This window comes from Alkalicoccus luteus, from assembly GCF_012034335.1.
Taxonomy (GTDB): domain Bacteria; phylum Bacillota; class Bacilli; order Bacillales; family Salisediminibacteriaceae; genus Alkalicoccus; species Alkalicoccus luteus_A.
The window spans coordinates 36,735-55,695 of the sequence record NZ_JAATHJ010000021.1 but is presented as its reverse complement, the minus strand read 5'-3'; the positions used below and the strand labels follow the sequence as shown (position 1 = coordinate 55,695).

The following is an 18,961-nucleotide window of genomic DNA, read 5'->3' as shown; positions in this document are numbered from 1 at the left end:
GGTCGACGCCCTGTTTCGCCGTAAGCCCAAAACGGGCAGCCCCGGGAAGATCCCCGCGGCTGCCCGTTTTTTGATGTTCTCCTGCTCGATCTTCACACTGTTCGGACACGGTTTCTTTGACGCTTACTGCTGTGTTCCTTTTGTCAGTCGTTATGTTCGTTTCACGTCGCGTTAAGTTGCTTTCCGTCTGACTTAAATTACTTTTCAAGGCCGAAGCAAGTACTCCTCCTCCAGTCGATTCTTCTGCACCACAGTCTCCGATGTCTTAAGAACAGAGTACAGGATTTTACACCAAAAGCTGGACTTGACTGCGGTTGCCTTTCGGCGTCCGGCCGAAATCTTCTTTTTAAGGTAGGGAAAGCTCGAGGATGCCGATCCACATCTGAACCAGTGCACAAATTGAAAAAACGCTCTGAAGGCGCTTTTTACAGCAAACGTGAAAATACGAACGATGGAGAATTAACATCTGTTTAATGTTCGAAAATAGTTGACTCTGTTTGTCGAAAATTGATATGATTAGCGTAGATTCATACGAAACCTCATATAATATCAGGGATAGGGCCTGAGAGTTTCTACCTGCTGACCGTAAATCAGCGGACTATGAGGGACGAGATACCCGGCTGGATCAGACCGGGATGTGCTGCCATGCGGCAGAAAGCATGTCCAATTATCTGACAGTTCTGTGTCTTACCGTCTCTCGCCGTCTAGCAGGTGGATGGTAAGACTTTTTTTATGACTGTTTACTGCTGAAGGAGGAAGTTATGGGAGCAAAAGTCGGCGTTATTATGGGGTCCACTTCGGACTGGGAAACGATGGAACATACGGTGGAGACGTTGAAGGAGCTGAACGTGCCGGTTGAAGCGAAGGTTGTATCGGCTCATCGTACACCGGACGAAATGTTCCGCTATGCAGAAGCAGCAGCAGACCGCGGTCTGCACGTGCTGATTGCCGGAGCAGGAGGAGCAGCGCATCTTCCGGGAATGGTAGCTGCCAAAACGCTGCTTCCTGTAATTGGTGTACCGGTGCAGTCCAAGGCGCTCAGCGGCATGGATTCTCTATTGTCGATCGTACAGATGCCTGCGGGAGTTCCGGTAGCGACCGTTGCAATCGGAAAAGCCGGTGCGATTAACGCAGGTCTTCTCGCGGCACAGCAGCTTGCTGTCCATGATCCTGCTTTACGTGAAGCGCTTCAGGCCCGCCGGGATGCAAAGGAAAAGGAAGTTCTGGAAACGGGGGATCTCGTATGAAAGACGTAAAAAGACTGCTGCCACCGGCAAAAATCGGTATTCTGGGCGGTGGACAGCTCGGCCGCATGATGGCCTTGTCCGCTCGTGAAATGGGCTACCGCATTGCGGTCATGGAACCTGCTGCCGATTCTCCGTGCGGGATGATCGCTGACGATGAAATTGTTTCCGGTTATGATGATCAGCAAGGTGCAGCTGAACTTGCAAAAGTCTGCGATGTACTTACATATGAATTTGAGAATATTACCGCTGAAACCGCAGCGTACCTCGAAGAACATATGTATCTTCCACAGGGAAGTGAACTTTTAAAGATCAGCCAGGACCGCTTAAAGGAAAAAGAAGCGGTTCAGTCATTCGGTATTCCGGCAGCGCCGTGGGAAGCTGTCTACACGTATGCCGGGTTAAAGGACGCAGTCGCATCCATCGGCCTGCCGGCGGTGTTCAAAACAACCCGGGGCGGCTACGATGGGAAAGGTCAGGCGGTGATTCAATCGGAGTCGGATCTTCACACCGCGTGGGAAGAATTAAAGGAAGCAGCGCCACTCGTGCTCGAAAAGAAAATTGCATTCGACCTGGAGCTCTCCGTCATTATGACGAGAAGCACGTCCGGTGAGATGGCCATTTTTCCGATAGCGGAAAACGAGCACCGCAATGGTATACTCCACCGTACGATCGTGCCCGCAAGAATCAGCGACAATCTGGCAGAAAAAGCGGATATGCTTGCCCGCCGTCTGGCAGAATCACTGGAATTGACCGGTACGCTTGCAGTAGAGATGTTTGCCGAAGGGGAGCAGCTTTACGTCAATGAAATTGCACCAAGACCGCATAATTCAGGACATTTTTCCATCAATGCCTGCGAGACGTCGCAGTTCGAACAGCATATCAGGGCTGTCTGCGGCCTGCCGCTCGGCAGCACAGACTTACTGAAGCCGGCTGTCATGGTTAATTTACTGGGCCAGCACCTGCAGCCCTGTCTGGATGAACTGGATCAGCTGCCGGCAGGTCATCTGCACGTATATGGAAAAAAAGAAGCAAAGCACAATCGTAAAATGGGACATATTACCTTCCTGACAGACGATCCGGAAGCTCTGTTACACGAGCTCGATGAAAGTCCAGTATGGAAAGAAGCAGCTACAGGGGGCACAAAACGATGATTGAACGCTATACGCGACCGGAAATGAAGCAGATTTGGAATGAAGAAAACCGTTATCAGGCATGGCTCGAGGTTGAAATTCTCGCTTGCGAAGCCTGGGCGGAGCTCGGGGATATTCCGAAAGAGGATGCAGCGGAAATTCGTCGCAGCGCTTCCTTTAACGTAGACCGCATTTTAGAAATTGAAGAAGAAACGCGTCACGATGTCGTTGCGTTCACTCGCGCTGTTTCCGAAACGCTTGGAGAAGAGAAAAAATGGGTTCACTATGGCCTGACGTCAACGGATGTGGTGGACACTGCATTGTCGTACATGCTGCTTCAGGCGAACGAAATCATTGAACAGGACATTATCCGCTTCATTGATATTTTAAAAAATAAAGCTCAGGAACATAAGCATACGGTTATGATGGGACGTACGCACGGCGTTCACGCCGAGCCGACGACGTTCGGTCTGAAGCTCGCTTTATGGTATGAGGAAATGAAGCGAAATCTGGAGCGCTTCCGGCAGGCAAAAGAAACGCTTCGCGTCGGCAAGCTTTCCGGTGCAGTTGGCACGTATGCCAATATCGATCCGTTCGTGGAGCAGTTTGTCTGCCGCGGCCTCGGACTGGAGCCGTCTCCCATTTCTACGCAGACGCTTCAGCGTGACCGCCACGCACACTATATTTCCACGCTTGCACTGATTGGTGCATCGATAGAAAAGATGGCCGTTGAAATTCGCGGGCTGCAAAAGAGCGAAACGCGTGAGGTGGAAGAGTTTTTCGCAAAAGGACAAAAAGGATCCTCGGCCATGCCGCACAAGCGAAATCCGATCGGATCAGAGAATATGACAGGACTCGCACGGATTTTACGAGGCCATGTTGTTACAGCATATGAAAACGTAGCTCTCTGGCATGAGCGCGATATTTCCCATTCGTCAGCGGAACGGATTATGCTGCCGGACGCTACGACCGCCTTAAATTATATGCTGAACCGGTTTGCCGGGATCGTGAAGAACCTGACAGTCTTCCCTGAGAACATGAAACGAAACATGTCGCGTACGTACGGGCTTATTTTCTCCCAGCGAGTCCTGCTGACGCTGATTGATAAAGGCATGAGCCGGGAGGAAGCGTATGATCTGGTACAGCCTAAAGCGATGCAGGCATGGGAGGAAGGACGCCAGTTCCGGGAACTGATCGAAGCCGACGCATCGATTACCGAAAAGCTCAGTGCAGCTGAGCTGGATGACTGCTTTGACTACCGCCACCATTTAAAGCAAGTTGATATGATTTTTGCCAGACTCGGTCTTGAAGGATAATCCACAGCGCCTTGAAGGAGGATGCCGTAATGGGAACTGCTTGTCTGTATGAAGGGAAAGCGAAGCGTATTTTTGAAACAGAAGATCCGGACGTTCTGCGTATTGCCTATAAGGATGATGCAACTGCCTTTAACGGGGAGAAAAAAGAAGTGCTTACCGGTAAAGGACGTCTCAACAATGAGATCAGCTCGCTTATATTTGAGCGGCTGCAGGAAGAAGGAATTGCAAGCCACTTCATCCGCCGCCTGTCTGACACAGAACAGCTGGTGCATCCGGTAGAAATCGTGCCGCTTGAAGTGGTCGTCCGACGCATCGCTGCAGGAAGCATTGTAAAACGGACAGGCCTGGAGCGTGGAACGATCATGGACCCGCCGGTCGTGGAATGCTACTACAAAGACGATGCACTAGGAGATCCGCTTCTCAATGATGAGCACATCCGTCTGCTGCAGCTGGCAAAGCCTGCAGAGCTTGATACGATGAAACAGCTGGCACTCCGCGTATACGACGTGCTCTCAAAGCTGTTTGACCGTGCCGGTATTACGCTCGTGGACTTTAAGCTGGAATTTGGCCGCCGCAGCGGCGAGATCCTGCTGGCAGACGAAATTTCACCGGATACATGCCGGCTGTGGGATAAAGAAACCGGCGCTTCCTTTGATAAAGATTTGTTCCGATTTGGTCAAGGTGATTTACAGACAGGCTATGAAACGATTTTATCCCGACTAGGAGGTCATGAAGCATGACATATGATGTGACAGTTTACGTAACGTGGAAGGAAGGCGTACTCGATCCGCAGGGTACGGCAGTAACCGAATCTCTTCATAAACTCGGATACGGGGAAGTAGAATCTGTCAGCATCTCCCGCATGCTTCAGCTTCGGCTGGAGGCAGCACCGGAAGAAGTTGAATCGAAAGTTACCGAAATGTGTGAAAAGCTTCTCGCCAATCCGGTGATTGAAGACTACCGCTTTGAGGTGGAGGAGGTCGTCTCCACATGAAGTTCGCTGTAATCGTGTTTCCGGGATCGAACTGCGATCTCGACATGTATCACGCTGTAACCGATGCCGTAGGAGAACAGGCAGAGTACGTCTGGCATACAGAGACCGATTTGGACCGTTTTGACGGCATTCTGCTCCCGGGAGGGTTTTCCTATGGAGACTATCTCCGGGCCGGGGCCATTGCCCGCTTCTCTCCAGTGATGGAATCAGTCAAACAGGCAGCTGCCGAAGGAAAGCCTGTGCTCGGCGTATGCAACGGCTTTCAGATCTTACTTGAGAGCGGTCTGCTTCCAGGAGCGATGCGCCGCAATGAGGACCTTCATTTTATTTGCCGCACCGTACCGCTTCAGGTGAAAAAAGCAGACACGATGTTCACGAGCGCTTACGAAGCAGGTGAAACGCTGCAAATTCCGGTTGCACACGGAGAAGGGAACTATTACTGCAGCGAGACACAGCTTGAGGAACTAAAACAGAACGATCAAATTGTATTTACGTACGGGGCAGCTCTGAACGGGTCTGTCGCTGATATTGCAGGTATCGTAAACGAAGCAGGCAACGTTCTTGGCATGATGCCGCACCCGGAGCGTGCTGTAGAAGCCCTGACCGGCTCAGAGGACGGCCGCCGTTTGTTTGAATCTATCGTAAGGCAATGGAGGGAAAAGCATGCAGTTACTTCGTGAACCATCCGCGGAAATGATTGAAGAACAGCGTCTTTATGAAGAAATGGGAATGACAGCTGACGAGTATCAGCTTGCTGTGAAAGAGCTCGGCAGAAAGCCGAACTACACGGAGCTCGGACTGTTCTCTGTCATGTGGTCGGAGCACTGCAGCTACAAAAACTCCAAAGTGCTGCTGAAAAAGTTCCCTGTCGAAGGACCGCGCGTGCTGCAGGGTCCCGGAGAAGGCGCCGGCATCATTGATATCGATGATGAGCAGGCAGTCGTGTTTAAAATTGAAAGCCATAACCACCCTTCTGCCGTAGAACCGTATGAAGGAGCTGCGACCGGCGTCGGGGGCATTATCCGCGACGTGTTTTCCATGGGAGCACGGCCGGTTGCTCTGCTGAACTCACTTCGGTTTGGAGAGCTGAAAAATCCGCGCGTCCGCTACTTGTTTGAAGGCGTCGTAGCAGGTATTGCCGGCTACGGAAACTGTATTGGCATTCCGACTGTCGGCGGTGAAATTCAGTTTGATGACGGTTACGAAGGCAATCCTCTCGTGAACGCTATGTGCGTAGGTTTGATCGATCATAAAGATATTCAGAAAGGCCAGGCGAAAGGAATCGGAAATCCGGTGCTGTACGTCGGGGCTTCCACCGGACGGGACGGGATTCATGGAGCGACGTTTGCGTCGGAAGAATTAAGCGAGGATTCCGAGGCAAAACGTCCTGCTGTGCAAGTTGGCGACCCGTTCATGGAAAAACTTCTCGTAGAAGCATGTCTGGAAGCGACGAAGCATCCAAAGCTTGTCGGAATTCAGGATATGGGTGCCGCAGGACTGACATCTTCATCTGCTGAAATGGCGAGCAAAGCCGGATCCGGCATCCGTATGAATCTGGATTTGGTGCCGCAGCGTGAAAGGAACATGACGCCGTACGAAATGATGCTCTCAGAATCTCAGGAACGTATGCTGCTTGTAGTGGAGAAGGGCAGCGAGCAGGAGTTCATTGAGATGTTTGAAAAGTGGGGGCTTCATGCGGTCGAAGTCGGGGAAGTAACCGATACGAAGCGCCTTGAGCTGATTCATGCAGGAGAAACAGCAGCAGATGTGCCGGTTGACGCGCTTGCAGAAGAGGCGCCGGTTTATCACAAGCCGTCTACAGAGCCGGAATCGTTCCGTGCTTTTCAGGCCCAGAAGCCATTTCTGCCGGAAGTAGATACAGCCAAAACACTCGAGCGTCTGCTGGAACAGCCGACGATTGCAAGTAAAGAGTGGGTTTACGGGCAGTATGATTACATGGTGCGGACAAGCACGGTCGTGAGCCCTGGCTCAGATGCAGCGGTCGTTCGCATCCGCGGTACGAAAAAAGCGCTCGCGATGACGACAGACTGCAATTCCCGCTATCTGTTTCTGGATCCGTACGAAGGCGGAAAGCGTGCCGTTACGGAAGCAGCGCGGAACATTGTTGTTTCCGGAGGCGAGCCTCTCGGTGTGACAGACTGTCTCAACTACGGAAGCCCGGATAAGCCGGAGATTTTCTGGCAGCTGGAGCGTTCGACGGATGGATTGAGTGAAGCGTGCCGAGAGCTGCAAACGCCGGTCGTTGGAGGAAACGTGTCGCTGTATAATGAAACGGCAAACGGTGCCGTCTACCCGACACCGGTCATCGGCATGGTCGGCCTGATCCATGATCTGGATCACGTGACGACGCAGCAGGCGAAAGCTGCCGGCGATGCTGTTTATTTTCTCGGACAAGTGCACGGCGAGCTCTCAGGTTCTGAGCTGCAAAAACTGCTGCAGGGCAGCTACAGCGGCCGCGTTGTTCCAATTGATCTGCGGGAAGAAAAAGAACAGCAGCAGCAAGTGTTAAAAGCGATTCAGGCAGGTGCCGTGAATTCCGCTCATGATATCAGTGAAGGCGGCATGGCATGTGCAGCAGCAGAGAAGCTTTTCGGCACAGCATTCGGTGCGGAGCTGACGCTTCCGGATGGGCCTGTTACAGCGGCATTGTTTGAGGAAGGAACAGGCTATTTATTTACCGTATCGGCTGAGCAGAAGGAGCAGTTCGCTGCTTATTTGCCGGATGCGGAGGAAATTGGCACGATTACAGACGACCAGCAGCTGACGCTCAGAAACCGCAGTGGAGAAACGATCATTTCCACTGAGATCCGTAATCTGGAGGAGAAGTGGAGAGGAGCGATCGCATGCGCGCTGAAATCAAAGGGCTGAATGAAGAGTGCGGTGTTTTCGGTGTCTGGGGACACGTAGACGCTGCGAGCATCACGTATTACGGACTTCACAGCCTGCAGCACCGCGGCCAGGAAGGCGCCGGAATTGTCGTGACAGACGGAGATAAATTGAATATTCATAAAGGAATGGGACTCGTCAACGACGTGTTCAATACAGACAGCCTGGAGCACCTGAAAGGCCATGGAGCGATCGGCCACGTTCGCTATACAACGGCAGGAGGCAGTGATTTTATTAACTGCCAGCCGCTGCTGTTTAACTCGCAGACGTCGAGTCTGGCGCTTGCCCATAATGGAAATATCGTCAATGCAACAGCGTTGAAGCACCAGCTTGAACATCAGGGCAGTATTTTTCAGACGACGTCGGATACCGAAGTCATTGCCCATCTGATAAAGCGAAGCGGCTACCCGAATTTGCAGGATTCGATTAAAAATGCGCTGACAATGGTGAAAGGAGCCTATGCGCTCGCATGTCTCGTTGAAGATGCGATGATCGTAGCACTTGACCCGAACGGTCTTCGTCCGCTCGCCATCGGAAAGCTCGGCGACGCGTACGTTGTATCGTCCGAAACGTGTGCATTTGATATCATCGGTGCCGAGCACGTTCGCGACGTGCAGCCGGGAGAACTGATTACAATCAATGATGAAGGGATGCACGTTGACCGTTTTTCCCTCGCAACGAACCGGTCGATCTGTTCCATGGAGTACGTCTATTTTGCACGTCCGGACTCTAGCGTAGACGGGATTAACATCCACATGGCGCGAAAGAATCTCGGCAGAAAGCTGGCCGATGAGGCGCCGGTTGAGGCAGATGTCGTCACCGGAGTTCCTGATTCCAGCATCTCAGCTGCAATCGGCTATGCCGAAACGAGCGGGATTCCATACGAGCTCGGACTGATTAAAAACCGATACGTCGGAAGAACCTTTATTCAGCCATCTCAGGCTTTGCGCGAGCAAGGTGTGAAAATGAAGCTGTCAGCCGTTCGCGGTGTCGTTGAAGGAAAGCGGGTCGTCATGGTGGATGACTCGATTGTCCGGGGAACAACTGCCCGGAGAATCGTCCGCCTGCTGAAGGAAGCAGGGGCAGCGGAGGTACATGTACGTATCAGCTCGCCTCCGATTATCAATCCTTGCTATTACGGTATTGATACGTCGACCAAAGGGGAATTAATTGCCTCTACGAAGACAGTAGAAGATATTCGTGAAGAAATGGGCGCGGACTCACTCGCTTATTTAAGCGTAGACGGCTTGAAGGACGGGATTGGCAGACCGGATAATATGCCGAACTGCGGGCAGTGTCTGGCTTGCTTTACCGGAGAGTATCCGACTGAAATTTTTCCGGAAGCAGATCATCCTTACGATAAAGTATTAGGAGGCAAATAGCATGGGGGAAGCGTACAAAAAAGCGGGAGTCGATATCGAGGCGGGCTATGAAGGCGTCAAACGGATCGGACCTCATGCCCGCTCCACCATGCGTCCGGAAGTGATGGACGGACTCGGCGGATTCGGAGCGATGTTTGATATGAGTAAGCTCGGACTGAAAGAACCAGTGCTGATTTCCGGCACAGACGGCGTCGGGACGAAGCTGCTGATTGCGCAGACCGTGAACCGCCATGACACGATCGGCATTGATGCAGTAGCCATGTGTGTGAACGATATTGCCGCTCAGGGAGCAGAACCGCTCTTTTTTCTCGATTACCTCGCTCTTGGGAAAAACGATCCGGATCTCGTCGAACAAATCGTAGCTGGCGTAGCCGAAGGCTGCCGCCAGGCAGGGTGTGCGCTGATCGGCGGAGAGACAGCAGAAATGCCGGACCTGTACAGTGCATCGGAATATGACATCGCCGGTTTCACCGTAGGGGCTGCCGAAAAATCAGCGCTCTGGCAAAAGGCAGAAGCCGGAGACGTCCTGATCGGACTCCCTTCATCCGGCGTTCACAGCAACGGCTTTTCGCTCGTTCGCAAAATTATTGCAGATAGCGGAGCTAACTGGGAAGACGAGGCGTCATTCGCTGCAGGGAGCAGCTATGCCGATGTGTTTCTCGAGCCGACAAGAATCTATATCGAATCGTTGAAGCCGCTTTATAATAAAGGATTGGTCCGTGCAGCGGCGCACATCACCGGGGGCGGTCTGACGGAAAATATTCCACGCATGCTCGCTGATGGTGCGGGAGCGGATATACAGCTGGATGCACAGCCGCAGCTGCCTGTTTTTTCGTGGCTTCGTGAGAAAGGGAGCCTGACCGAAACAGACATGCTCACCACGTTCAATACTGGAACCGGCATGGTGCTTGCTGTTTCAGAAGAAAATACGGACACCGTGATAGACCTGTTAAGAGAAACAGGAGAAGTGCCGTTCCTGCTTGGACGCGTAACGGAATCCGGGCAGCTTAACTGGAAAGGGGAGCTCCCATTATGATGCGGATTGCCGTGTTTGCTTCGGGGAGCGGAAGCAACTTTCAGGCAGTGCTGGAGGCATGTGTTTCGGGAATCATTAAAGGAGAAGTGTGCCAGGTCGTCTGTGATAAGCCTGGTGCTTATGTGGAAACGAGAGCAGAGCGGGCCGGAGTGCCGCTCTTTTCCTTTTCTCCATCCGATTATGAATCTAAAAAAGCGTTTGAGACAGAGCTGGTTGCGCTGTTAAAAGAACAACAGGTAGATTTAATCGTTCTTGCCGGCTACATGCGTCTGATTGGACCTGTTTTACTAGGGGCCTTCGAAGGCAGGATCATGAACATTCACCCATCACTGCTGCCGTCCTTTCCCGGACTACGGGCAGTCGAACAGGCCGTCGACGCGGGAGTAAAAGTGACAGGTGTTACGGTTCATCTCGTTGACGAGGGAATGGACACAGGTCCGATTCTTGCCCAGAAACCTGTTACAATAGAACCGGAGGATACATACGAAACGACCGCGGCTAAAATACACCGTATTGAGCATTCACTGTATCCAGAAACGATTGAAGCTTGGCGAAAAACTGCAGAGGAGCGTGAGAGCACGTGGCAAAACGAGCACTCGTAAGCGTATCGGATAAATCAGGTATAGTTCCGTTTATTCAAAACCTTGTCGAACAAGGGATCGAGATTATTTCTACAGGCGGAACGAAGCGAACGTTGGAAGAAGCAGGTATTGACGTGATTGGAATTGAAGAAGTGACCGGATTTCCTGAAATGATGGATGGACGGGTGAAGACGCTGCATCCGGCAATTCACGGCGGTCTGCTCGGCGTAAGGGAAAATCAGTCCCATATGCAGGCGCTCCGTTCAGAAAACATCGAGCTGATTGATTTTGTCGTCGTTAACCTGTATCCATTTCAACAGACAATTGAAAACCCGGATTCCACGTTTCAGGATGCTGTCGAAAACATCGACATCGGCGGCCCGTCGATGATTCGTTCTGCTGCCAAAAACCATGAAGATGTGGCAGTTATTGTCGACAGCGACGACTATGAAAAGGTGATTCATGAACTGGAGCAGCACGGCGAGCTAAGCTACGAACATCGTCAAAAGCTTGCTGCTAAAGCATTCCGTCATACTGCTGCCTACGATGCGCTCATCGCAGAATACATGACGAAGCACGTCGGAGAAGGCGCACCGGAAAAACTGACGAAAACGTATAACTTGAAGCAGACGCTTCGCTACGGTGAAAATCCGCATCAGATGGCCAGCTTCTACGAGCGGCCGCTTGCAGGATCAGCTACGATTGCACGGGCTAAGCAGCTGCACGGGAAAGAGCTTTCCTACAACAACATCAATGATGCAGATGCCGCAATTGCAGTCATCCGGGATTTTAATGAACCTGCAGCCGCAGCGGTAAAGCACATGAATCCATGCGGAGTCGGTGTTGGCGGAGACATCGCTCAAGCCTACAGCAAAGCCTATGAAGCAGACCCTGTCTCCATTTTTGGTGGAATTGTCGCCTGCAACCGGGAAGTCGATGCGGAAACGGCTGACATGATGAAAGACATCTTCCTTGAAATCATTCTGGCTCCGTCTTTCTCAGCAGAAGCACTAGCGATTCTTCAGAAAAAGAAAAACATCCGTCTGCTTGAAATTGATATGGAGAGCCACTATGCTGGAGAAAGCCGTGTAACGACAGTATCTGGCGGTGCGCTGATTCAGGAAACTGATACCCTCTCGTATGAGGATATCGAAGTGACTATTCCAACAGACCGCAAGCCGTCTGACCGGGAGCTCGAGCAGATTGCGATGGCCTGGAAGGTAGTCAAACATGTGAAGTCCAATGCGATTGTGCTTGCAAAAGAAGACCGTACGATCGGAATCGGAGCCGGACAGATGAACCGGATCGGTGCTGCTGAAATCGCAATTAAACAGGCAGGCGAACGGGCAGATGGATCGGTTATGGCTTCTGACGCCTTTTTCCCAATGGCAGACACAGTGGAAGCAGCCGCAGAAGCGGGAATCCGTGCGATTATCCAGCCGGGCGGCTCGAAGCGTGATCAGGAATCGATCGATGCCTGCAACAAGCACGGTCTTGCAATGGTCTTTACAGGCGTGCGTCACTTTAAGCACTGATCGGCAGACAGGAGGAAGCTATGAATATATTACTCGTTGGCAGCGGAGGACGTGAGCATGCCCTCGCTTGGAAGCTCGCGGATTCAGATCTGGCAGATGAGATTGTAGTAGCACCAGGAAGCGATGCTATAGGGCAGATTCTGGAGTGTACGATTGAGGACGTGAAAGAAGACGACCATGCAGGCATGAAGCGTCTAGTTGAACAGTACGACATTGAGCTTGCTGTAATCGGACCGGAAGCGCCGCTTGCAGCAGGACTGACCGACGTCCTGCAGGCAGAAGGAGTTCGCGTCTTCGGCCCGACGAAGGCAGCTGCCCAGCTGGAGAGCAGCAAAACCTTTGCTAAAGAGCTCATGAAAAAATACGGCATTCCGACAGCTGACTTCAAGCAGTTCACAGAAGCGGAACCGGCGATCAGCTATATCCGTTCTCACGGAGCCCCGATTGTTGTAAAGGCAGACGGACTTGCAGCAGGAAAAGGCGTTATTGTCGCTGAAACGGTAGATGAAGCTATCCGCGCTGTACACGATATCCTTGATGACAACGCTTTTGGCGATGCAGGGTCATCCGTGGTAATTGAGGAATACTTAAGCGGAGAAGAGCTTTCATTCATGGCGTTTGTTCACGGAAGTACAGTGATTCCGATGGTAACAGCGCAGGATCATAAGCGGGCTTATGAAGGAGACATCGGTCCAAACACAGGCGGTATGGGTGCCTATTCTCCGGTTCCGCATCTGGACGGCAAATGGCTGCAGGAGGCAGAAGAAAGCATTCTCCGTCCCGCAGCGGAAGCAATGATGCAGGAAGGCGTGCCATTTACAGGTGTTCTTTATGCCGGCCTGATGATTACAGAAAATGGACCAAAAGTGATCGAGTTCAACGCTCGTTTCGGGGATCCGGAAGCGCAGGTCGTGCTGCCGCGCTTGAAAAGCGATCTCGTGCAGCTTCTGCTTGATGTCCTTGATGAGCGTGAGACAACTCCGGAGTGGAGCGATTGTGCATGCGCGGCGGTTGTCGTTGCTTCAGAGGGGTACCCCGGCAGTTACGAAAAGGGCCAGCCTTTTACGATGCCGATGACCCGATCCAACGAAACACAGCAGTTTTTTCATGCTGGCTCAGTAGTGAACAGCGAGCAGGTAGGCTGGAAAACGGCAGGAGGACGCGTTTTCCTACTTTCCACTCAGGCGCCCACTCTGGAAGAAGCGTTCAGCCTGACGTATGACGTGCTCGGACAAAAAGAATGGCCGGGGCTGTTTTATCGCCGCGATATCGGCCACCGCGTCATCAACCGCTCAGAAAACAAATCTCAATGAACGAATGGAAACCGCCCGGATTCTTCCGGACGGTTTCCAGGCCGTTGACAAAGTCAATCAGCTTACATGATTATTCGGTTGATTGTATTTCCCCTCTGTTTACCGAGCCTGCTGTGGGCTTGCCTTCGGCTATTTCTCAGGGGGACCCCTGTATGAAGGGAAGAAAGGCACGTAGGATGGCGCGGCTTCCACGGGCACGCCGGACACGACGGGAAAATGGATTTGTTTGTTGGAGAAAAACATTCCGATCGGTAGATACGACTATTTTATGGTATATACGTTGAAGCACAGGTAATCCCTATTCGACATCGAAGCGTTGCCTAACGAAAGGTTCCATCCTTATAGAACAAGCTCGTGTGAAGCCTCACCAGGCGTTTCAACCGGACTGCCAGCTGCCAAATCGGAGGAACTCGACTCCGGGGAATCAGAACGAGGCGAAGATCCAGCGCTTCTGACGAAAGGAAGAAGCGGTTAGCTGAGGCCGTTCCCTCCGGAAAGCGAGTGTCCGCAGATGCAGGCAGATGCAAGGTTATTCACCTGAAATTACTTTACCAACACTCTGAAAACCGCCCGGATTCTTCCGGGCGGTTTCCTGCTTTTCTATATTGTTATTTCAGCATGCTGTGCGGATCGATGACAAATTTCTTGGAAGCGCCGCCGTCAAATTCTTTGTAGCCGTCCGGTGCCTGATCCAGCGAGATCACGGTTGCGTTTACGGCTTTGGCAATCTGGGCTTTGCCGCTTAAGATCGAATTCATCAGCTCCCGGTGGTAGCGCATCACTGGTGTCTGACCGGTTACGAACGTATGCGCTTTTGCCCAGCCGAGTCCTAAGCGAATCTTCAGCGTTCCTTCTTTTGCATCTTCATCAACACCGCCCGGATCACCTGTTACATAAAGACCAGGTATTCCGAGTTTCCCGCCGGCGCGGGTCAGCTGCATGATCGAGTTCAGTACAGTCGCCGGTGCTTCTGTGGCGTTTGCCCCGTGGGCAGAAGCTTCGAAGCCGACAGCGTCAACCGCGCAGTCTACTTCACTCGTGCCGAGAATTTGTTCGATCTGTTCGCCAATATCATCATGGTCGCGGAGGTTGATCGTTTCACAGCCAAAGCTCTTCGCCTGATCAAGCCGCTCCTGGATCATATCGCCTACGATGACGACAGAAGCTCCAAGAAGCTGGGCAGAATGAGCAGCAGCTAGTCCGACAGGGCCTGCTCCGGCTACATAAACGGTTTTTCCTGGTGAAACACCGGCACTGTATGCGCCATGGAAGCCGGTCGGGAAAATATCGGAGAGCATGGTTAAATCGCGTATTTTTTCCATTGCTTTATCTTTATCCGGAAAGCGAAGCAGCTGGAAATCAGCATACGGAACCATGACGTATTCGGACTGGCCGCCGACCCATCCGCCCATATCGACGTACCCGTAGGCAGAGCCTGGACGATCCGGATTTACGTTCAGGCAGATATGTGTATCCCGTTCTTTACATGCACGACAGCGGCCGCATGCAATGTTAAATGGAACGGATACAAGATCACCGACCTTCATAAATTCAACATCACGTCCGCACTCGATTACTTCTCCAGTGATTTCGTGCCCAAGAATCAATCCTTCAGGAGCGGTCGTCCGTCCGCGAACCATATGCTGGTCACTTCCGCAAATATTCGTCGTGACAACCTTAAGAATGACCCCGTGCTCACATTTCCGTCCGACGTTAAGCGGATTTACGCCCGGTCCATCCCGTAAAATGAGCTCCGGATAATCAATGTCCTGCACTTCAACTTTGCCTGCCCCCATATAAGCAACAGCTCTGTTTCCACCCATAAAGAGTTCCTCCTTTTTTTGATGAAAATGACTTGCAGTATATTTATTATGCAAAAAGGATGCCAGCATGTAAAATGCTTAATAAAAGCGCTTTCATTTCCGTTAATTCGGTAAAATGTGCAAAAAATGAACAAAGATGTCTCATATTAGCACAAAATTTCTGAATATTTAGTATGATTCAGGTAGAACCAATTTGAGAGGAGGGCCATTAATGGAGCTGTCACTGATTGGAGCATCACGGAAACGTTGTGAAGGCTACGGGATTCTGCCAGACAGCCCTGTTGAGCCAAAACGGGTGAACGCCGGAAAGCTCCGTATGATGCTGAAGCAGGATGAAGTGTTGTTGAATCATATGAAGCAGCTGTTCCGTCAGCTTGAACATGCGTTTGAATCGAAAGCCTACACAGCTGTTTTTGTAAACAGAGAGGGGTACGTACTGACTCGCTGTGGCAGTCTCGGAGCAGCAGAAAAAGACCGGTTTATGGAGGTCGGGACGAACTGGTCAGAGAGCGCCATGGGAACCAACGCGATGGGAATTGTGCTTTTCGACAGGCGTCCAGCGGTCATCCACGGCGAGCACCACTATTATAAAGAGCACCATTCCCTCACGTGTGCTGCAAGTCCCCTCTACGATGCAGATCAACGCTTCAGGGGAGCTGTGAACATCAGTACGGCAAAAGAAAACTATCATCCGATGTTGTTAAGTCTTACTGAAACGATTGCAGAAGCAGCGGCAGCGGCGATGAAGCTGGACCGCTCCAGGGAAGAAGAGCTGATGCTCGAAGAAGAACTGGCGGTTACGTCACGGCTCGCAGGAATTCCGATGATCACCGTCAAAAAAGGAAAGGTTGTGCGAGCCAACGGACTGGCGAGATCAAAGCTGGGGTCGCAAATCGTCGGTCAGGAAATTACCCGCACGCCAACCGGCAGAAGCACCCCGGTCGGCAATGATACGACAGTAGTGGCTTTGCGTGAAGCTGCCGCTCACCCCCTTCATCAATTTGATGATATTGCCGGTTCGTGCCCGAGCATCGTGCAGCTGAAAGAGCTCGGTAAAAAAGCAGCGGACTCCGATTATCCGGTGATTATATATGGAGAGAGCGGAACAGGTAAAGAGCTGATGGCTCAATCGATGCACACCGAAGGCTGCAGAAGCACCGGGCCATTCGTCGCCCTGAACTGCAGCGCCATCCCGGAAACGTTAATTGAGAGTGAGTTATTCGGCTATGAAAAAGGGGCCTTTACCGGAGCGAGTCACCGTGGACAGGCGGGTAAGTTTGAATCAGCTGATAAAGGCACGATCTTTCTGGATGAAGTAGGCGATTTATCGCTGAAGGCGCAGGGGTCGCTTCTGCGCGTTCTCCAGGAAAGAGCTGTCACCAGAATAGGGAGCGTCACGCAGGTACCAATTGACGTCCGTGTCCTGTCTGCTACGAATAAAAACTTGAAGCAGGAAGTCAGGGAAGGCCGCTTTCGCGAAGACTTGTACTATCGCCTGAAAGGGATTCACTTGACGATGCCGCCGCTTCGAGAGCGCCAAGACGTGCTGGAAGTAGCAGAGGTGCTGCTGGAACAGCTTGCTGCAGGAAGCACTTTGAGCGACGGAGCCCGGAGAAAGCTGGAAAGGTACGCTTGGCCCGGCAATATCCGTGAACTGCAGAGTGTGTTAATGCAGGGCGTCTTTTTGGCAGGCCAGAACAGCATTGAAGAGAAACATATTCAGTTTGAAGATGAATATGAACGAAGCGATGGTCAATTGAGCGGGACGCTGGAAGATATAGAAACAGAGGCGGTAGCCAGGGCGCTTAAAGATTCAGATGGCAACGTGTCAAAAGCAGCAGAATCACTTGGATTGGCGCGAAACACGATGTATGCCAAAATAAAGAAGTACGATATTTCGATAAATGAGACGTAATCGACAGAAAGAACGACTTAACAGACGGAGAAACTCTCTGAAGTTTGTATAGGAGAGTTTTTCCTTCTATAATAAGAGATAGACGTCTGCACAATGGAAGGCAGACCCTCTTTTTTTACGTTTGACTGGAATATTATGTATGTTGTGGAGAGGCAGGGATGGTCATGAAGGAATCAAGAGCCGTATCGCATGCAGTATCCGGCGAGGGGATGGTTTCAACTGCTTCCCCCGCGGCGACGGAGGCGAGCGTTGAGATGCTTCGTAAAGGTGGCAACGCGGTGGATGCAGCAGTAGCTGCAGCATTCTGTATTGGTGTGTCAGAGCCGCAGGCTTCCGGGATCGGGGGCCAGTCCATGGCGCTTGTTCACTTGGAAGATGAAGAAAAAACATTCGCGCTGGATGGTTCCTCGCGCGCTCCTTACGTGTTGTCCCCGCATAAAAACCCGTCGAAGGCGATTAAGCTTGGATTGAAATCAAGCACAGTACCTTCTACGCCGGCCGCTTTAGGTTACTTACACGAAAACTACGGCAGCCTCTCGCTTGCCGAAGTGCTTGAGCCATCTATTCGTGCAGCCGAAGAAGGGGTGGAAGTGACCCCGCTAATTCACAGTAAAATTGTGAAGGAAGCAGAGCAGCTGCGAAAGGATCCGCTTGTGCTTAAGCGATATTTTACTAAAGGAAAACCTCTTCAGGCTGGAAGTCTTTTAAAGCAGCCGGAGCTGGCGGCGACGTTTCGAACGATGGCGGCAGAAGGCTGGCGCGATTTTTACACCGGCAGTATAGGAGATAAGATTTTACAGGATATGCAGGAGAGAGGCGGCTTAATCACGGAAGTGGATTTGCAGCAGATTCCGATGCCGGTGGAACGAGAAGTGCTTGAGAGCAGCTACCGCGGGATGGACATCATGACGTATCCACCGCCGGGCGCCGGCAGAGTGCTGGTGCAGATTTTAAATACACTGGAAGGCTTCGAGCCAGAGGAGCTTGATCCGGACACCCCGGCAGGTGCCGTCATTCTCGCTCTTGCTTTCCGGTTCGCGTTAAACTACCGGCAGCGGATGCCGGTATCACCGGATCATTATCTGCAGTCCGTCTCTCAGATGATGGTGGATAAAGGATATGCCTCTGAAATTACGAAGCGGATACGCGATATCCACAAGCTCGCTCTGCAGGACACCTTTGCAGCTCCGCCGGTTTCAGGCGAAACGACGCACCTGTCTGTAACAGACAAAGACGGCAATACCGTCGGGATTACGCAGTCGGTGGAGCTTGTTTTCGGCAGTAAACGAATGGCTAAAGGACTCGGCTTTTTTTATAACAATTATATGAGTGCATTTGAATATAAAGACAAGACGCATCCTTATTTTCTGCTCCCAGGCGGCGTGCCGTGGAGCAGCGTTGCACCTGTCTTATTAAAAAAACGGGGCAAAATTCAGTATCTTCTCGGCAGCCCCGGGAGTGCGCGCATTTCCACGACGCTTGCCCAGGTGATTGTCCGGCTCGTTGATCAAGGTGAATCGCTGGAAGAGGCGATTGCAGCGCCGCGCTTTCATGCTTCCGACCAGGGAGAGCTGATGATTGAGAAAGACCGCTTTCCAAAGCAGGTGTATGAAGCATTGCAGCTTGCTAGCTTCAAACTGCAGCGAAAAGATGCCTACAGCTTTTATACCGGGTGCGTACAGGGCGTGCAGCTGCCGGTCCGTTTCTGGGAAAAGTATCAGGGAGTGGCGGATCCGCGCCGCGACGGAACTGCAGCAGGACCGGAACAGGCGCATTGATGAC

At 51.9% G+C, this 18,961-nt stretch carries 15 protein-coding genes and 1 riboswitch; of the genes, 14 read left to right on the top strand and 1 reads right to left on the bottom strand.

Going from position 1 to position 18,961, the window contains the following annotated elements; all coding sequences use genetic code 11:
• Positions 1-519: 519 nt before the first annotated feature.
• Positions 520-621: riboswitch (purine riboswitch) on the top strand.
• 140 nt (positions 622-761) lie between these two features.
• Genes purE through purD form a run of 12 tightly spaced genes read left to right on the top strand, consistent with a single transcriptional unit; the run spans position 762 to position 13,441 of the window.
• A complete protein-coding gene (gene purE / locus HCN83_RS12625) occupies positions 762-1,247 on the top strand; it encodes a 5-(carboxyamino)imidazole ribonucleotide mutase (protein WP_168007865.1) in 486 nt (161 codons plus the stop codon).
• Positions 1,244-2,398 (top strand): 5-(carboxyamino)imidazole ribonucleotide synthase, encoded by a 1,155-nt coding sequence (purK, locus tag HCN83_RS12620; RefSeq protein ID WP_168007863.1) that lies wholly within the window; start codon positions 1,244-1,246, stop codon positions 2,396-2,398. Before purE ends, purK begins: the two co-directional genes overlap by 4 nt.
• Complete coding sequence (gene purB / locus HCN83_RS12615) at positions 2,395-3,693, top strand: adenylosuccinate lyase (RefSeq protein WP_168007861.1); 1,299 nt, start codon at positions 2,395-2,397, stop codon at positions 3,691-3,693. Before purK ends, purB begins: the two co-directional genes overlap by 4 nt.
• 29 nt (positions 3,694-3,722) lie before the next feature.
• Positions 3,723-4,433: a phosphoribosylaminoimidazolesuccinocarboxamide synthase gene (purC, locus tag HCN83_RS12610; protein ID WP_168007859.1), complete on the top strand. Its 711-nt coding sequence runs from the start codon at positions 3,723-3,725 to the stop codon at positions 4,431-4,433.
• Entirely contained in the window at positions 4,430-4,687 is a 258-nt protein-coding gene (gene purS, locus HCN83_RS12605; protein ID WP_168007857.1) for a phosphoribosylformylglycinamidine synthase subunit PurS, read from the top strand. The genes purC and purS overlap by 4 nt, the downstream gene beginning before the upstream one ends.
• Positions 4,684-5,367, top strand: coding sequence for a phosphoribosylformylglycinamidine synthase subunit PurQ (purQ, locus tag HCN83_RS12600; protein WP_168007855.1), 684 nt, complete (start codon positions 4,684-4,686; stop codon positions 5,365-5,367). Before purS ends, purQ begins: the two co-directional genes overlap by 4 nt.
• On the top strand, positions 5,351-7,576 hold the full coding sequence (gene purL, locus HCN83_RS12595; RefSeq protein WP_168007853.1) for a phosphoribosylformylglycinamidine synthase subunit PurL: 2,226 nt from the start codon (positions 5,351-5,353) through the stop codon (positions 7,574-7,576). The genes purQ and purL overlap by 17 nt, the downstream gene beginning before the upstream one ends.
• Entirely contained in the window at positions 7,552-8,976 is a 1,425-nt protein-coding gene (gene purF / locus HCN83_RS12590; RefSeq protein WP_168007851.1) for an amidophosphoribosyltransferase, read from the top strand. Before purL ends, purF begins: the two co-directional genes overlap by 25 nt.
• Before the next feature lies 1 nt (position 8,977).
• Entirely contained in the window at positions 8,978-10,012 is a 1,035-nt protein-coding gene (purM, locus tag HCN83_RS12585; RefSeq protein WP_168007849.1) for a phosphoribosylformylglycinamidine cyclo-ligase, read from the top strand.
• On the top strand, positions 10,009-10,614 hold the full coding sequence (gene purN / locus HCN83_RS12580) for a phosphoribosylglycinamide formyltransferase (protein ID WP_168007847.1): 606 nt from the start codon (positions 10,009-10,011) through the stop codon (positions 10,612-10,614). Before purM ends, purN begins: the two co-directional genes overlap by 4 nt.
• Positions 10,593-12,128: a bifunctional phosphoribosylaminoimidazolecarboxamide formyltransferase/IMP cyclohydrolase gene (gene purH / locus HCN83_RS12575; RefSeq protein WP_168007845.1), complete on the top strand. Its 1,536-nt coding sequence runs from the start codon at positions 10,593-10,595 to the stop codon at positions 12,126-12,128. The genes purN and purH overlap by 22 nt, the downstream gene beginning before the upstream one ends.
• A gap of 20 nt (positions 12,129-12,148) precedes the next feature.
• A complete protein-coding gene (gene purD, locus HCN83_RS12570; RefSeq protein ID WP_168007843.1) occupies positions 12,149-13,441 on the top strand; it encodes a phosphoribosylamine--glycine ligase in 1,293 nt (430 codons plus the stop codon).
• 608 nt (positions 13,442-14,049) lie between these two features.
• Here purD and fdhA read toward each other — a convergent pair.
• Positions 14,050-15,264, bottom strand: a complete 1,215-nt coding sequence (fdhA, locus tag HCN83_RS12565; RefSeq protein WP_168007841.1) for a formaldehyde dehydrogenase, glutathione-independent — start codon at positions 15,262-15,264, stop codon at positions 14,050-14,052.
• Between the two features lie 211 nt (positions 15,265-15,475).
• Here fdhA and HCN83_RS12560 point away from each other — a divergent pair, with 211 nt between their 5' ends.
• Together HCN83_RS12560 and HCN83_RS12555 are read left to right on the top strand one after the other, a co-directional pair.
• Complete coding sequence (locus HCN83_RS12560) at positions 15,476-17,179, top strand: sigma-54-dependent Fis family transcriptional regulator (RefSeq protein WP_168007839.1); 1,704 nt, start codon at positions 15,476-15,478, stop codon at positions 17,177-17,179.
• Positions 17,180-17,343: 164 nt separating this feature from the next.
• Positions 17,344-18,957, top strand: a complete 1,614-nt coding sequence (locus HCN83_RS12555) for a gamma-glutamyltransferase family protein (RefSeq protein WP_168007837.1) — start codon at positions 17,344-17,346, stop codon at positions 18,955-18,957.
• Positions 18,958-18,961 lie beyond the last annotated feature (4 nt).

Bases quoted from the DNA above. Each gene is read 5' to 3' on its own strand.
- HCN83_RS12555 (WP_168007837.1), top strand. From the start codon at position 17,344: ATGAAGGAATCAAGAGCCGTATCGCATGCAGTATCCGGCGAGGGGATG.
- fdhA (WP_168007841.1), bottom strand. From the start codon at position 15,264: ATGGGTGGAAACAGAGCTGTTGCTTATATGGGGGCAGGCAAAGTTGAA.
- purF (WP_168007851.1), top strand. From the start codon at position 7,552: ATGCGCGCTGAAATCAAAGGGCTGAATGAAGAGTGCGGTGTTTTCGGT.
- purQ (WP_168007855.1), top strand. From the start codon at position 4,684: ATGAAGTTCGCTGTAATCGTGTTTCCGGGATCGAACTGCGATCTCGAC.
- purC (WP_168007859.1), top strand. From the start codon at position 3,723: ATGGGAACTGCTTGTCTGTATGAAGGGAAAGCGAAGCGTATTTTTGAA.
- purN (WP_168007847.1), top strand. From the start codon at position 10,009: ATGATGCGGATTGCCGTGTTTGCTTCGGGGAGCGGAAGCAACTTTCAG.
- HCN83_RS12560 (WP_168007839.1), top strand. From the start codon at position 15,476: ATGGAGCTGTCACTGATTGGAGCATCACGGAAACGTTGTGAAGGCTAC.
- purK (WP_168007863.1), top strand. From the start codon at position 1,244: ATGAAAGACGTAAAAAGACTGCTGCCACCGGCAAAAATCGGTATTCTG.
- purS (WP_168007857.1), top strand. From the start codon at position 4,430: ATGACATATGATGTGACAGTTTACGTAACGTGGAAGGAAGGCGTACTC.
- purB (WP_168007861.1), top strand. From the start codon at position 2,395: ATGATTGAACGCTATACGCGACCGGAAATGAAGCAGATTTGGAATGAA.
- purM (WP_168007849.1), top strand. From the start codon at position 8,978: ATGGGGGAAGCGTACAAAAAAGCGGGAGTCGATATCGAGGCGGGCTAT.
- purL (WP_168007853.1), top strand. From the start codon at position 5,351: ATGCAGTTACTTCGTGAACCATCCGCGGAAATGATTGAAGAACAGCGT.
- purD (WP_168007843.1), top strand. From the start codon at position 12,149: ATGAATATATTACTCGTTGGCAGCGGAGGACGTGAGCATGCCCTCGCT.
- purE (WP_168007865.1), top strand. From the start codon at position 762: ATGGGAGCAAAAGTCGGCGTTATTATGGGGTCCACTTCGGACTGGGAA.